Source organism: Kitasatospora sp. NPDC004614 (genome assembly GCF_042873675.1).
In the GTDB taxonomy this organism is placed as follows: domain Bacteria; phylum Actinomycetota; class Actinomycetes; order Streptomycetales; family Streptomycetaceae; genus Kitasatospora.
Genome location: NZ_JBIALR010000032.1, coordinates 21,575 through 35,372 on the forward strand (window position 1 = coordinate 21,575; position 13,798 = coordinate 35,372).

Annotated in this window: 12 protein-coding genes and 1 pseudogene; 3 read left to right on the forward strand and 10 right to left on the reverse strand. The window is 72.9% G+C overall.

Translation table 11 applies throughout. The annotated features are described in order from the left end of the window. Positions 1–33: 33 nt before the first annotated feature. Positions 34–732, reverse strand: coding sequence for a FadR/GntR family transcriptional regulator (locus tag ACFYST_RS35510; protein ID WP_387648337.1), 699 nt, complete (start codon positions 730–732; stop codon positions 34–36). A 169-nt stretch (positions 733–901) separates the two neighbouring features. Between ACFYST_RS35510 and ACFYST_RS35515 the strand changes: the two genes are divergently transcribed. Together ACFYST_RS35515 and ACFYST_RS35520 are read left to right on the forward strand one after the other, a co-directional pair. Next, positions 902–1,426: a gluconokinase gene (locus ACFYST_RS35515; protein ID WP_387648335.1), complete on the forward strand. Its 525-nt coding sequence runs from the start codon at positions 902–904 to the stop codon at positions 1,424–1,426. Between the two features lie 80 nt (positions 1,427–1,506). Further along, positions 1,507–2,907: a gluconate:H+ symporter gene (locus ACFYST_RS35520; RefSeq protein WP_387648332.1), complete on the forward strand. Its 1,401-nt coding sequence runs from the start codon at positions 1,507–1,509 to the stop codon at positions 2,905–2,907. A 71-nt stretch (positions 2,908–2,978) separates the two neighbouring features. Here ACFYST_RS35520 and ACFYST_RS35525 read toward each other — a convergent pair whose 3' ends face one another. From ACFYST_RS35525 to ACFYST_RS35565, 9 genes and pseudogenes are all read right to left on the reverse strand, one after another. After that, positions 2,979–4,562 (reverse strand): glycerol-3-phosphate dehydrogenase/oxidase, encoded by a 1,584-nt coding sequence (locus ACFYST_RS35525; RefSeq protein WP_387648329.1) that lies wholly within the window; start codon positions 4,560–4,562, stop codon positions 2,979–2,981. Positions 4,563–4,637: 75 nt separating this feature from the next. Further along, on the reverse strand, positions 4,638–6,161 hold the full coding sequence (gene glpK, locus ACFYST_RS35530) for a glycerol kinase GlpK (protein WP_387868485.1): 1,524 nt from the start codon (positions 6,159–6,161) through the stop codon (positions 4,638–4,640). Positions 6,162–6,463: 302 nt separating this feature from the next. Next, positions 6,464–7,228, reverse strand: coding sequence for an IclR family transcriptional regulator (locus ACFYST_RS35535; protein ID WP_387648324.1), 765 nt, complete (start codon positions 7,226–7,228; stop codon positions 6,464–6,466). A gap of 642 nt (positions 7,229–7,870) precedes the next feature. Continuing rightward, positions 7,871–9,046: a serpin family protein gene (locus tag ACFYST_RS35540; RefSeq protein WP_387868488.1), complete on the reverse strand. Its 1,176-nt coding sequence runs from the start codon at positions 9,044–9,046 to the stop codon at positions 7,871–7,873. Between the two features lie 110 nt (positions 9,047–9,156). Further along, positions 9,157–9,810, reverse strand: a complete 654-nt coding sequence (locus tag ACFYST_RS35545) for a hypothetical protein (RefSeq protein WP_387868490.1) — start codon at positions 9,808–9,810, stop codon at positions 9,157–9,159. Positions 9,811–9,917: 107 nt separating this feature from the next. Continuing rightward, positions 9,918–10,544 carry an RNA polymerase sigma factor gene (locus tag ACFYST_RS35550; RefSeq protein WP_387648319.1) on the reverse strand — a complete coding sequence of 209 codons (627 nt, stop codon included), beginning with the start codon at positions 10,542–10,544 and terminating at the stop codon, positions 9,918–9,920. Between the two features lie 183 nt (positions 10,545–10,727). After that, on the reverse strand, positions 10,728–11,363 hold the full coding sequence (locus tag ACFYST_RS35555; RefSeq protein ID WP_387868530.1) for a DUF7003 family protein: 636 nt from the start codon (positions 11,361–11,363) through the stop codon (positions 10,728–10,730). A gap of 7 nt (positions 11,364–11,370) precedes the next feature. Further along, on the reverse strand, positions 11,371–12,360 hold the full coding sequence (mmuM, locus tag ACFYST_RS35560; RefSeq protein ID WP_387868493.1) for a homocysteine S-methyltransferase: 990 nt from the start codon (positions 12,358–12,360) through the stop codon (positions 11,371–11,373). A 238-nt stretch (positions 12,361–12,598) separates the two neighbouring features. Further along, positions 12,599–12,898: pseudogene (locus ACFYST_RS35565) on the reverse strand (carboxymuconolactone decarboxylase family protein); the annotation flags it as partial. A 303-nt stretch (positions 12,899–13,201) separates the two neighbouring features. Here ACFYST_RS35565 and ACFYST_RS35570 point away from each other — a divergent pair. Continuing rightward, positions 13,202–13,741 carry an EF-hand domain-containing protein gene (locus ACFYST_RS35570; RefSeq protein ID WP_387648312.1) on the forward strand — a complete coding sequence of 180 codons (540 nt, stop codon included), beginning with the start codon at positions 13,202–13,204 and terminating at the stop codon, positions 13,739–13,741. Positions 13,742–13,798 lie beyond the last annotated feature (57 nt).

Genomic DNA, 13,798 nt, shown 5'->3' on the forward strand with positions numbered 1-13,798 from the left:
CTGTCGGGAATCGTATTCAGGTCCGCAAGAGGGTCAGTCGGGCAGGGTGGCGTCCAGCTCTTCCACCGCGCCGACCACAATGGTGCGCATGGCCCGTTCGGCCAGTTCCGGTTCGCCGGCGCAGATCGCCTCGGCGACGTCCCGGTGGAGTTGCACCGCGTACTCGCGGGGGCGGTGCGGCATCAGCCGGTGTTCGGTGCGGCCGGTGAGGACCGCGCCGACGGTGTCCTTCAGGTGCGCGAACATCTCGTTGCCGGAGGCCCGCAGCACCGCCGCGTGGAAGGCGATGTCGTGCGCGAGGAAGGATTCGAGGTCCGCGGCCCGAGCGGTGACGGTCAGTTCGACGGCCAGCGCGCTGAGTTCCCGCCGGTCGTCGTCGCTGGCGTTCCGGGCGGCGAGGGCCGCCGCGGCAGGTTCGACCGCGACCCGCAGTGAGCCGAGCGAGCGCAGCTGCGCGGAGCGGCCCGCGCCGGCGAGGCGCCAGCGGATCACCAGCGGGTCGAACACGTCCCAGTCGCTCTGCGGCCGCACCGTGATCCCGACCCGGCGGCGCGGTTCGACCAGTCGCATCGACTCCAGGACGCGCACCGCCTCCCGCACCACCGTGCGGGACACCCCGTGCTGCTCCTCCAACTCCTCGGTGCGCAGCACGGTGCCCGCGGGCAGCTCGCCGGAGGCGATCGCCGGACCGAGGTGGGCAAGCAGGCGGCCGGGCAGGCCCTGGATCTCCATTCGGCCAGCCTATCGGCGAGGTCACGGGAGATCGGGGGGAGGGGGATCGGTGGAGGCCTCCCACCTGCGGCGATGCATATACGTATGACGATTGGGTTTCGGTGGCTTGAATAAGTCATACCTTTGGGCTTACCTTGCCCGTGACCAGGCAAGGACAGGAGCACCACCCATGGCTCTCAGCGTCGAGAACCAGCAGCCGCCCGTCATCGTGGTGATGGGCGTCTCCGGAGTCGGGAAGACCACCGTCGCCCGACTGCTCGCCCACCGCCTCGGCCTCCCGTACGCCGAGGCCGACGACTTCCACCCCGCCGCCAACATCGCCAAGATGAGCGCCGGGATCCCGCTGGACGACCAGGACCGGCAACCCTGGCTGCGCGCCCTCGGCACGTGGCTCGGCGAACGGGCCGCGGCCGGTACCGGTGGCGTCGTCACCTGCTCCGCCCTCAAGCGCGCCTACCGCGACACCCTGCGGGACGCCTGCCCCGAGGCACAGTTCCTGCACCTGACCGGCAGCCACGCACTGGTCGGCGACCGACTGGCCCACCGCACGGGCCACTTCATGCCGACCTCGCTGCTGGACTCCCAGTACGCCACCCTCGAACCGCTCCAGGCGGACGAGCGCGGCACCGTGCTGGATGTCGACGCCGACCCCGACACCCTCGTCGAACGCGCCGTCGCCGCCCTGCCGGCCTGACCCCCGGCTCGGAAACCCCCGCCCCACCCCGTCACACCCCGCCACCGCCCACCGGACCCCCGGGCGGTGCCGGCTCGTCAATGGAGACTCGCGTGACCCCCACCCTGCTGGCCGCCGCCGCGCCGGCGCTCCCCCACACGGACAGCAACGGACAGCTGCTGCTCGCGGTGCTGCTCAGCATCGGCACGATCGTGCTGCTGATCACCAAGTTCAAGCTGCACCCGTTCCTGGCGCTGACCCTCGGCTCGGGCCTGCTCGCGGCCGTCGCCGGCGCGCCGTTCGACAAGCTGCTCAGCAGCTTCTCCACCGGCTTCGGCTCCACCGTCGCCTCGGTCGGCCTGCTGATCGGCCTCGGCGCGATGCTCGGCAAGCTGCTCGCGGACTCCGGCGGCGCCAACATCATCGCGGACACGGTGCTGGCCCGGACCGGCCCGAAGATGCTGCCCTGGGCGATGGCGCTGATCGCCGCCGTGCTCGGCCTGCCGCTGTTCTTCGAGGTCGGCGTCGTCCTGCTGATCCCGATCGTGCTGCTGGTGGCCCGCCGCGGCAACGTCCCGCTGATGCGGATCGGCATCCCCGCGCTGGCCGGCCTGTCCGTGCTGCACGGCCTGGTCCCGCCGCACCCGGGCCCGCTGGTCGCCGTCGACGCCCTGAAGGCCGACCTCGGCGTCACCCTGGCGCTCGGCCTGCTGATCGCCGTCCCCACCCTGATCGTGGCCGGCCCGCTGTTCGCCCGGTTCGCCCAGCGCTGGGTCGGCCCGCTGGAGATACCCGCGGACACCACGCCCGCCGAGACCGTCAAGAACGAGAAGACCCCGCGGTTCGGCGCCGTCCTCGCGACCATCCTGCTGCCGGTCGTGCTGATGCTCGGCAAGGCCCTCGCCGACGTGGCGATCGACGACCCGAAGAACACCGTTCAGCGGTTCTTCGACTTCATCGGCTCCCCGCTGATCGCGCTGCTCGCCGCCACCCTGCTGGCCATGGTCACCCTCGGCAAGGCCGCCGGGTTCGACAAGACGAAGATCTCCGCGACGGTCGGCAACTCGCTCGGCCCGATCGCCGGCATCGTGTTCATCGTCGGCGCCGGCGGTGGCTTCAAGCAGACCCTGATCGACGTCGGCGTCGGCCAGGCCGTCAGCGAGTGGTCCGGCAAGTGGCACATCTCCGCGCTGCTGCTCGGCTGGCTGATCGCCGTGCTGATCCGCCTCGCCACCGGCTCCGCCACGGTCGCCACCATCACCGCCGCCGGCATCGTCGGCCCGCTGGCCGCCGACATGTCGACCACTCACGCCGCGCTCATGGTGCTCGCCATCGGCGCCGGGTCGCTGTTCCTGTCGCACGTCAACGACGCCGGCTTCTGGCTGGTGAAGGAGTACTTCGGGATGAGCGTCGGCCAGACGCTGAAGTCCTGGTCGGTGATGGAGACGGTGATCTCGGTGGTCGCGATCGCCCTGATCCTGCCGCTGAGTCTGATCATCTAGCGATCAGCACCCCACATACCGCGACGCCCTCCGGATCCCGCTTCTCTCTCCCGGAGGGCGTCGTCGCGTTCTCATCGGGCCAGCAGCTCCGCGGTCCGCTTGCGGACCTCCTCGGTGTCCAGCCCGCGCACCGTCAGCGTGGTGCGCCGCCGCAGCACGTCGTCCACCGTGTACGCCCACTCCTGCTCGGCCGCGTACACCACCTGCGCCCACACGTCCGGCCCGTCCGGGTGCACCCGCTCGCCCAGCTCGGGGCGTTCGGCGATCATGCGGGCGATCTCGAACGACAGCGTGCCGTAGTGAGTGGCCAGGTGGCGGGCCACCAGCGGGTCCATCCGGGAGCCCGGCTCGCGGTCCATCAGCAGGCGGTGCGCGACGGCCTGCGGGGCGCCGATGCCGGGCAGCGGCACGGTCGACGGGATGGGCGAGATGTCCTCGGCCAGGCCGACGCCGCGCGCGTTCTTCAGCTTCTCCAGCACCACCCGGCCGATGTGCCGGTAGGTGGTCCACTTGCCGCCCGCCACCGACAGCATCCCGGCCCGGCCCTCGGTGACCACCGTCTCCCGCTTGGCCGCCGCGGTCGCCCCCGGACCGCCCGGCAGCACCCGCAGGCCCGCGAACGCGTAGGTGATGTCCTCGCGCCGCAGGTGCTCGTCGCGCACCGCGTGGCCCGCCTCGGACAGGATCTGGTCGATGTCGGCGTCGGTGGCCCGCACGTCCAGCGGGTCGCCGGTGTACTCCTCGTCGGTGGTGCCCAGCAGGACGTGGTCCTCCCACGGGATGGCGAAGGACACCCGGTACTGGTCGATCGGAATGGTCAGCGCGGCCCGCCACGGCGCCTGCCGGCGCAGCACCACGTGCGCGCCCTTCGACAGCCGGATCGACGGTTCGGCGCCCGGGAACTCCATCCGCCGCAGGTGGTCCACCCACGGGCCGGTGGCGTTCAGCACCAGGCGCGCGTCGATGCCGAACTCGGTGCCGTCGAGGCGGTCGCGGACCTCCGCGCCGCTGACCCGGCCGCGGGTGAAGCGCAGCCCCGTCACCTCGGCGTGGTTGAGCACCACCGCGCCCGCGTCCACCGCCGCCCGCACCGTCATCACGGCCATCCGGGCATCGTTCATCTGGTGGTCGCCGTACACCGCGACCCGCCGCAGGCCCTCGGTGCGCAGCCCCGGCACCGCGCGGGCCGCCTGGGCGGGGGAGACCACCCGGCCCAGGCCGTCGCGGAACGCCGACAGCGCCGAGTACAGGAACACGCCCGCGCCCAGCTTGGGCGCCGAGTGCGGGCCGCCCTCGTAGACCGGGACGAAGAAGGTCAGCGGGTTGACCAGGTGCGGGGCCACGTCGGTGGCCAGCGCCCGGCGCTCCTTGTGGTTCTCCGCGACCAGTTTGACCGCGCCGGTCTGCAGGTAGCGCAGGCCGCCGTGGACCAGCTTCGAGGACGCGGAGGAGGTGGCGTTCGCGAAGTCCCCGGCGTCCACCATGGCCACCTTCAGCCCGGCCTGGGCGGCCGTCCAGGCGGTGGCGGTGCCGAGGATGCCGCCGCCGATGACCAGCAGGTCGTAGCGGGCCCGGCCGAGCAGGTCGCGGGTGGCGGCGCGGGAGGCGACGCGGCCGGCGGCGCGCTCGGCGCCCAGGGTCGGGATGCTTGCCATGGTGTGTGCGGCGGGCCCGGTTCGCGGCCGGTCCGCGTCTCCTTCCGATCGGTGATGCGGGCTCTGACGGAGGTGTCAGAGCTGCGGCTGCTCGTCGTCCTGCTCGATCCAGCCCATGGTGCGCTCCACCGCTTTCAGCCAGTTGCGGTGCTCGCGCTCGCGGGTCGCGCCGTCCATCCGGGGCGTCCACTCGGCGGCCCGGTGCCAGTTGGCGCGCAGCGTGTCCAGCCCGTCCCAGAAGCCGACCGCGAGGCCGGCCGCGTAGGCCGCGCCGAGAGCGGTGGTCTCGGCGACGTACGGGCGCTCCACCGGGACGTCCAGCACGTCCGCGATGTTCTGCATCAGCAGGTTGTTGGAGGTCATGCCGCCGTCGACCTTCAGCGCGGTCAGCGTGACGCCGGAGTCCTTCTGCATGGCGTCCACCACCTCGCGGGTCTGCCAGGCCGTCGCCTCCAGCACCGCCCGGGCCAGGTGGCCCTTGGTGACGTACCTGGTCAGGCCGGTGATCACACCGCGCGCGTCGGAACGCCAGTACGGGGCGAACAGGCCGGAGAACGCGGGCACGAAGTACGCGCCGCCGTTGTCCTCGACGGTGCCCGCCAGGGTCTCGATCTCCGCCGCCGTGGAGATGATGCCGAGCTGGTCGCGCAGCCACTGCACCAGCGAGCCGGTGACCGCGATCGACCCCTCCAGCGCGTACACCGGCGGCTGGTCGCCGATCCGGTAGCCGACCGTGGTGAGCAGCCCGTGGTAGGAGTTGACGATCCGCTCACCGGTGTTCAGCAGCAGGAACGTTCCGGTGCCGTACGTCGACTTCGCCTCGCCCACGTCGAAGCAGGTCTGGCCGAACAGCGCGGCCTGCTGGTCGCCCAGCGCCGCCGCCACCGGCACACCCGCCAGCACCCCGACCGCCTCGCCGTACACCTCGGCGGAGGAACGGATCTGCGGCAGCATCGCCATCGGCACGCCGATCGACTCGGCGATCCGCTCGTCCCACTCCAGCGTGTGCAGGTTCATCAGCAGCGTGCGGGACGCGTTGGTGACGTCCGTGACGTGCCGGCCGCCGTTCGCGCCGCCGGTCAGGTTCCAGATCACCCAGGTGTCCATGGTGCCGAACAGGATGTCCCCCGCCTCGGCGCGCTCACGCAGCCCCTCGACGTTGTCCAGCAGCCAGCGGATCTTCGGCCCCGCGAAGTAGCTCGCCAGCGGCAGCCCCGTCTCCCGGCGGAAACGGTCCTGCCCGACATTGCGGCCCAGCTCCCGGCAGAGCGCCTCGGTACGGGTGTCCTGCCAGACGATCGCGTTGTACACCGGCTCACCGGTGTGCCGGTCCCAAAGCACCGTGGTCTCACGCTGGTTGGTGATGCCGACCGCCCGGATGTCCTCCCGGGTCAGCCCCGCCTTCTCCAGCGCACCCCGCACCACCGCCTGCACCCGCGTCCAGATCTCCGCCGCGTCGTGCTCCACCCAGCCCGGCTGCGGGAACAGCTGCGCGTGCTCCTGCTGCTCGACGGCGACGATCCGGCCGTCCGCCCCGAACAGGATGCACCGGCTGGACGTGGTGCCCTGGTCGATCGCGGCGATGTAGCTGGCAGTCATGCGGTTCCTCGGCTCGGCTCGGGGACGTCAACGGGCTCGGGGTGACTCTTCGTCAGTCCCCGTGCGCGCGGGTCCGGCAAACCACGCGGGCGGCGCGGAACGCCCCGGACCCTCCAGCCGTCGTTCGACAATGTCGACCGACGTTTGGAAGCCAACAGCAGCCGGACGCCCGACGTCAAGGCGTTGTGACCCGCGACGCCCCGACGACCACGCGCCGCCGCCGAACGATCACCCACTGCCCACAAGGCCCACGCAGAAGGCCTCTCAGAAGCGGTGCGCCCACTCAGAAGCGGTGCGCCTACTCAGAAGCGGTGCGCCCCGAGATCGCGGGAGATCGCCCGCGCCGCCGTCCGCACCGACGCCACCAGCGACGGCCGCACCACCCCGTCCTCGCACACCGTCTCCACCGCACCGCTCACGCACACCGCGCCCACCGGGTTGCGCCGACGGTCCTGGATCAGCGCCGCCACCGACGCCACGCCCTCCCAGGTCTCCTCCACCGCGTCCGCCCAGCCCCGCTCCCGCACCAGCGCGCACTGCGCGTCCAGCGCCGCCGGCTCGGTCACCGTCCGCGGCGTGAACGCCTCCCACGGACCGTCGCCCAACTCGCCGCGCGCCACCGGGTCGTACGCCAGCAGCACCTTGCCCAGCGCCGTCGCGTGCAGCGGCTGCATCGAACCGACCTCCAGCACCTGCCGCGAATCGTCCGGCCGGAACACGTGATGCACCACCAGCACCCCCCGCTGGTGCAACACCCCCAGGTACACCGTCTCGCCCGCCGCCCGCGCCAGATCGTCCGCCCACACCAGGGCCCGGGCCCGCAACTCGTGCACGTCCAGGTAGCTCTGGCCGAGCCGCAACAGCTCCGCCCCCAACTGGTACTTGCCGCTGTCCGGGTCCTGCTCGACGAACCCCTCCTGCTGCAACGTCCGCAGAATGCCGTGCGCCGTACCCTTCGCCAGCCCCAGCCCCGTCGCCACCTCCGACAGGCCGAGCCGCCGCTCCCCACCCGCCAACAGGCGCAGGATCGCGGCCGCCCGCGACAGCGACTGGATCGCACCGGACACCGGCCCACCTCCACAGACCACCGGTCGGCCATGCCGACCCAACCTACCGTGCTCCGACCGTACTACCCCGGCGACCACCCCCGGACGCCCGGCACCGAAACCCGCACCTCCGGCGCCCGGCCCGGACAGCGCCGAATTCGTGCGGGCCCGGGCTTCGCCACGTCCGGCGCGTGGCCGGGCTGCGCCGGGCCCGTGCCGTTCCCCTTGCGGGAGCAGGCGCGCCGTCCTCAGGACTACGGTGCCGGCTGCGCCGCGCAGCCTGCCGTTCGCGCCGGCCCCGGCGCCTGTGGTGCGGCAGCGTCGAGGCCTTCCGCGAGCTCCGCCGCGGCCTCGGGTATGGGGTCCCGTCTGCGGCCCATGGCCAGTGCCGTGCGGCGCGCCGTGCAAAGCCGGGCTGCGCCGGGCCCCGTGCCGTTCCCCTTGCGGGAGCAGGCGCGCCGTCCTCAGGACTACGGTGCCGGCTGCGCCGCGCAGCCTGTCGTTCGCGTCGGCTTCGGCGTCTGTGGTGCGGCAGCGTCGAGGTCTTCCGCGAGCTCCGCCGCGGCTCCGAGTGCGGGGTCCCGTCTGCGGCCCATGGCCAGTGCCATGCGGCGCGAGGCGCCGGGCCCCGTGCCGTCTCCCTGCGGGAGCAGGCGCGCGGCCTCAGGACCGTGGCGCCGGCTCCGTCACCCAGCCCGCCATCAGCACCAGGCCCGAGGTGCGGTGCACCGCCAGGAACGCGAACGGCCGGTTGAAGCGGGCCGTCGCGTGGCGGACCCGGAACCGGCGGAGCGGGGTCATCGCGGCGGACCTGACCATCGTCATCGCCGTCACCGCGCTCGCCTCGAAACCCTCCGCCGAGAATTCCGCCATCGCGACCTGCCGGGCCTGCGACACCTTCAGCGGGGTGCTCCGGCTGATGCCCCGGAACCAGTCGCCGTCCTGCGCGGCCGTCCGCAGGCCGAACAGGTCCGCGCTCCGCAGCAGGTCGTGCTCGGACCGGACGAGGAAACCGGCCGTCAGCAGCGCACCGACGTTGCCCGGCGACGCCGACTCCACCGTGGTCAACTCCAGGCCCGGCCACGGCTCCCCGTCCGGGCGGTCGGCCAGCGGCAGCCGCCGTGACTCGCCCGACACCAGCTCGAACCCGGCCGCCACCACCGCACCCGGCGCGGCGCCGCTCCCGCCCAGCACCAGGTGAACGTCCACCTCGCCGTCCCCGGCCACCCGGACCTCCGTCACCCGGCCCGCCGAGGTCTCCGCCACCGAGATCCGCTCGAACAGCTCGGGCCCGGTCCGCTCCAGCTTCTCGAACTCCCGCCCCGCCCAAGGGCCTTCGGTCACCGGGAACCAGCCCGGCTTGAACGGGACCACCCAGCTGGTCCGCACCGTCACCGCCGACGCCAGCACCAGTTCGGCCTCGGCCGGGTCCACCGGCAGCTGCTTCAGCAGGCCACCGGTCTGCTTCGCCGCCCACTGGTCCAGCACCTTTCGGTCCTTCGCCGGATCACCCGTCAACCGCCCCCACAGCGACGCACCCAGCTGCTTCACCCAGTCGGGCTCCACCTCGACGTGCTCCGCCGTCCACAGCCCGAGCGCCGCCGCACACCCCGGCACCCGCCGCACTCCCGCCAGCAACTCCCGCGCCGCCGCCGGAGCCTGCTCGGCCGGCACCCCCATAGCCTCCGCCAGCTCCTCGCGCACCGGCTCGCCCGCCCCGGCCGCCAGCATCGCCAGTAGCGGCCACACCCCCACCGCCGTCCACACCTGCCCGGAGCCGAACGTCAACTCCCGCCCCCAGCGCGCCCCGAGACCGTTCACCACACCGACCGCCCGCACCGCGACCCCTCTCCGTCCACGGACATCCTCCCTCCCCGGGCCGGTCCGGCGCGCGGCAGCACAGCGGGGGAGGCAGCGGACAGCCGCTGCCTCCCCCGACCGTGTCACGGTTACTGCGGGTTGTTGTCCGCGATGGCGTCGGCCGGCAGGGCGGGCGCGCAGTCCGGGCCCGGGATGTCGGTCAGGCCGCCCATGATGACGCTGGTGCCGTGGGCCGGGTCGGTCTTCGCCAGCGGGAAGACGATCTGCACCTGCTTGTCCGCCGGGATCCGAGCGGGGTTGAGGATCAGGACCAGCTTGCCGTTCTCCCGGCCGAGGGTCCAGCTCTGGTCACTGGGCTCGGACGCGGGGCTCGCGTTGGGGACCGGGGCGTCCGCGGAGGGGGCCGGGGCGTCCGCGGAGGCGGACGGCGAGCTCGAGGGCGCGGAGCTGGCCGAAGTGGACGGCAGAGGCGCCGGGGCCTGGCAGTTGGGATCGCCGGCGTAGACGCGGGCGCGGACGCCGAGCCGATCGAGTTCGCGCTGCACCTTGGCGAGGTCGATCTTCCCCGCCGGGTTGACGACGGTGAGCTTCACGGTGCCGTTGTCGGCGGTCTGCAGGGTGTACGCGGCCGCGGTCTGGGCCGGCAGCGCGGCCACGACGACACCGGCCGCGGCGGCCACCAGACCGGCCGGCAGCGCGATCCGCACGCCGAGACGCCGACGCTTCGTGTTCGCGTTCCGCCGCTCGTCGTCGTGACGGGACGTGGTCAGCAAGCTGCTCATCAGATGTTCCTCACGTTGGTGCCCACGGCCGGCGGGAAAGTCGCGTTCGGCAGGCACCGGCAGCATCCGACGCAGCGTCCGCAGGTCGTCGTCCTGGTACCCGGTCATCACGCGTTCCCCTTCTTCGGCCCGACCGCTTCGGTGCGGTCATCTGTTACCTGCCGTCCTGTGGCCGGCGGTTCCACCCGCAGGCCGAGATTTTTTTGTGCGAGCCGGTCCAAGCGGCGGCGGGCCCGGGACAGCCGGGAACGGACCGTGCCCACCGGCACCCCGAGCGCGTGCGCGGCCGCCGCATAGTCCAGCCCCGCCCACACGCACAGCGCCAGCACCTCGCGGTCGGAGCGGGAGAGACGTTCGAGAACCTCCTGCACCGCCGCGATGCGTTCCTGGTCCTCCAGCCGCCCGACCAACTCGTCCGCGAAGTCGGGCAACAGCTCCGGCTCGGGCATCCGCTCCATCAGCGCACGGTGCCGGCGCGCCACCCTGCGACGGCGGTGCACCACGAACGTCGCGATTCCCAGCAGCCACGGCAGCAGACTCCCGCCGGTCGGCTCGGCCTTCTCCCGCAGCCGCCACGCCTCGAGGAACACCAGCGAGGCGCAGTCCTCCGCCCCCGACCAGTCGCCGGTCAGCCGAAAGCAGTGGTTGTACACCGCCTTACCGTGCTCACGGAACAGCACCCCGAAGGCGCCCTCGTCACCCGCCCGTATCCGGGCCCGAAATCCTGGATCCATACCTTTCTCCGCCGACCACGGGCACACGGGTTCCACGTGAGGTGAACCACACCGCGACCGGGCGTTGCCTGCTACGGGGACCTCACTGCCGCCCGCGGTTGCGCACGGCGTCCGCCACCGCCGCGATCCGGTCCGGCCCGCGCCCACCTGTCACGAGACGCTCCCGGGCTGTCCGGGCAGGCGTTACAGCGTTCCGGCGTCCGGCCAGTGGGACCAGTGGGTGTTCGCGGGGAGCGTCGGCCGGTACCGGGTCGGGTCGCCGGAATCCAGTACCTCGGCGATCATCCGGAAGGTCTCGTGCCCGCTCGGCATGACGGCCCCGAGGTCCTCCGGCTGGTGCCACTCGTCGAGCCGTAGCAGCTCGGGCAGGTCGGCGGGGATGCGGGCGCGCAGCTCCGTACCGTCGGCCATCAGGAGGTCCCTGTTGGCCGGGGCCAGCAGGCGGAACACGTCCTGCAGCGGGGTGCCCGCCGGGGCGTCGACCGTCAGTGCGGTGCCGCGGACGACGACCGGGACTCCGCCCGCGTAAACCTCTTCGCCGTCGGGGTCGATCTCCGCCATGTTGTCCACCCGGTCCAGGAAGTCGCCGAACCCGGGCTCACCGCGCGTCAGGCAGTTGCCGAAGCAGTGCACGACGTCGATGAGGTTGCCGCCGCGCGGGGTGTAGCCCAGCAGCTCGGCGACCACGGCCCAGCGGGTGTCGTCGCCGAACAGGTGGATCCGCGCATCGACCGGGTAGTAGTAGCCGTTGTCCTGGTCAGGGAACTCCGCCCGGTCCGCACAGAGATCGAACTGTCCGAGAATCGACGAGGTTGTCATCACGGCTTCAGGCTACGGGCCGTCGCCGTCGCCGTCGGCCGGAGTCGGCCGGAGTCGGCCGGCGGTCACCCGCCCGTGCCGCCGCCACCGCCGCGATCCGGTCCGGACCCACCCGGCAGCAGCCGCCCACCAGTTGGGCCCCGGCCGCCACCCAGCCCGGCGCCTCACCCGGGTCGAACGTCGCTGCGCCCGCCCAGTCATGGGCTCTCGTGTTCCAGCCCTCGCCGCTGTTCGGGTACGCCACCGCCGGCCGGCCCGTCACCTCCACCGCCAGCCGCACCGCCGACGAAACCTCCTGCGGCGCACAGCAGTTGACGCCCACCGCCACCACCTCCGGCACGTCCGCCACCAGCGCGAACGCCTCCGCGAGCGGCTCCCCGCCCCGGGTCAGGCCGTCCGCCGCGCCGAACGAGAACCACACCGGCACGCCCAACCCCCGTACGCACTCCGCCAGAACGGACGCCTCCAGCAGATCCGGCACCGTCTCCACCGCCAGCACATCCGGCCCCGCCGCCGCCAGCACCTCCAGGCGCGGACGGTGGAAGGCGGTCAACTCCCGGGCGGAGAGCCCGTAATGACCCCGGTACTCGGAGCCGTCCGCCAGCACCGCCCCGTACGGACCCACCGACGCCGCCACCCAGCGCGCCCGCCCGTCGCCCAGCCGCGAAGACGTCTCCTCGGCCGCCAGCCGCGCCAACTCCACGCTCAACGCCAGCAGTCGGTCCGCCTTGGCTGCGCCCGCGCCCCGCCCCGCGAAACCCGCCCGGCTCGCCTGGTAGCTCGCGGCGGTGGCGACCTGCGCCCCCGCCTCGAAGAACGCCCGGTGCGCCGCCACCAGTTGGCCGGGATCGTCCAGCAGCAACCGTGCCGACCACAGCGCGCCGGACAAATCGCAGCCCTGCGCGGCCAGTTGGGCGGACAGCCCGCCGTCCAGCACCACCGGCCCCGCCGCCATCGCCGCCGCGAACCCGCCGGGGTCCTCGCGCACCGTTGTCATCCCTCCAGCCTGCCGCACAACCCGCCACCGGGCTAACCGGTGCGCGCGGGCGGGACGGTCGGCCCTCGGTGGCCGGCACCGGCCGGGAGGTGACCGCGATCCGGTTGTACGCGTTCACCACCGTCGCCGCCCACGCCACGAACGCCGCCTCGGCGTCGGACAGCACCGCGCGCGCCGCACGCTGCGCCCGTGCGCCCTCCGCGTGGTCCGGAAGGCGGGTGACCGCCTCCGCGAGGGCCAGCGCGGCCCGCTCGCGGGACGTGAACAGCGCGCCGGACTCGCGCCAGGCCGCCAGCCGGCCCAGCCGCTCGTCCGACTCGCCGGCCTTCCGGGCGGCTGCGGTGTGCAGGTCCACGCAGTACGTGCAGCCGTTCAGCTGCGAGCAGCGCAGCCGCACCAGTTCGAGCAGCAGCGGTTCCAGCCCGGCGGCCGCCGCGGCCTGCTCGACGGCGGCGTGCAGGGCGTGCACGGCGGCGAAGGCCTGCGGGGCGAGTTCGATCAGCGGGAGCGCGGGGAGCGTCGTGGAGGTCTCGGTCACGGAGCGAGGTTAGGGGCCCGGAGCGCGCCCTCCGCCAGCGAACCGGACGACGTTCACCCGCTCGTGAGGCCGGTCGCGAAACCGTTGACGGAGTCCCCAAAACGTGGCTGGAGGCCGGGAGTTCAAGGGGTGTGGGCCTCGCGTTCGGTCAATGCGGGGGCGCCGTCACCCAGTTGGCGGTACGTCGGCGAACCGGAGTGCGTCACGCCGGTACTGTGACGTTCCGTGTCCGACCGCACCGATTGTGTGATGGCCGACTCCTCGAAATGATCCGCCCGCTCAGACTCAATCTGGAGACCCGAGATGACCATTTCCGTGCAGGCCGACCGTACCCAGAAGCGCTTCGACCTCTGGGACGTGAACGGTGACGGCCAGATCGACCGGTCCGACTGGGACGCCGAGGCCAAGCGCATCCTGCAGGCCTTCGGCGAGGACCCGACCTCCCCGGCCGCTCGTCAGCTGACCGACGCCTACCTCGGCATGTGGAGCTTCTTCGCCGACAAGGTCGGCATCGACGAGCAGACCGGTGCGCTCACCCCCGAGCAGTTCAACCACGTCGCCGAGGAGCACGTGCTGGAGAACGGCGGCGCCGGCTTCGCCCGCGTCGTCAAGCCGACCATCCAGGCCATGGTCGAGCTGGTCGACGTGGACGGCGACGGCCAGGTCAACCCGGCCGAGTTCAAGACCTGGCTGGACGCCATCGGTGTCGAGGGCATCGAGCCGGCCGAGGCGTTCCGCCAGATCGACGCCAACGGCGACGGCCAGCTGTCCGTCGAGGAGCTGGTCCAGGCCGTTCGCGCCTACCACATGGGCGAGTTGGACGTTCCGCTGCTGGGCCGCTGAGCCCCGCCGCGCGGCCGGCGACGGCCTGACGCACCCGGGCCCGGAGCGGGGGAGGCG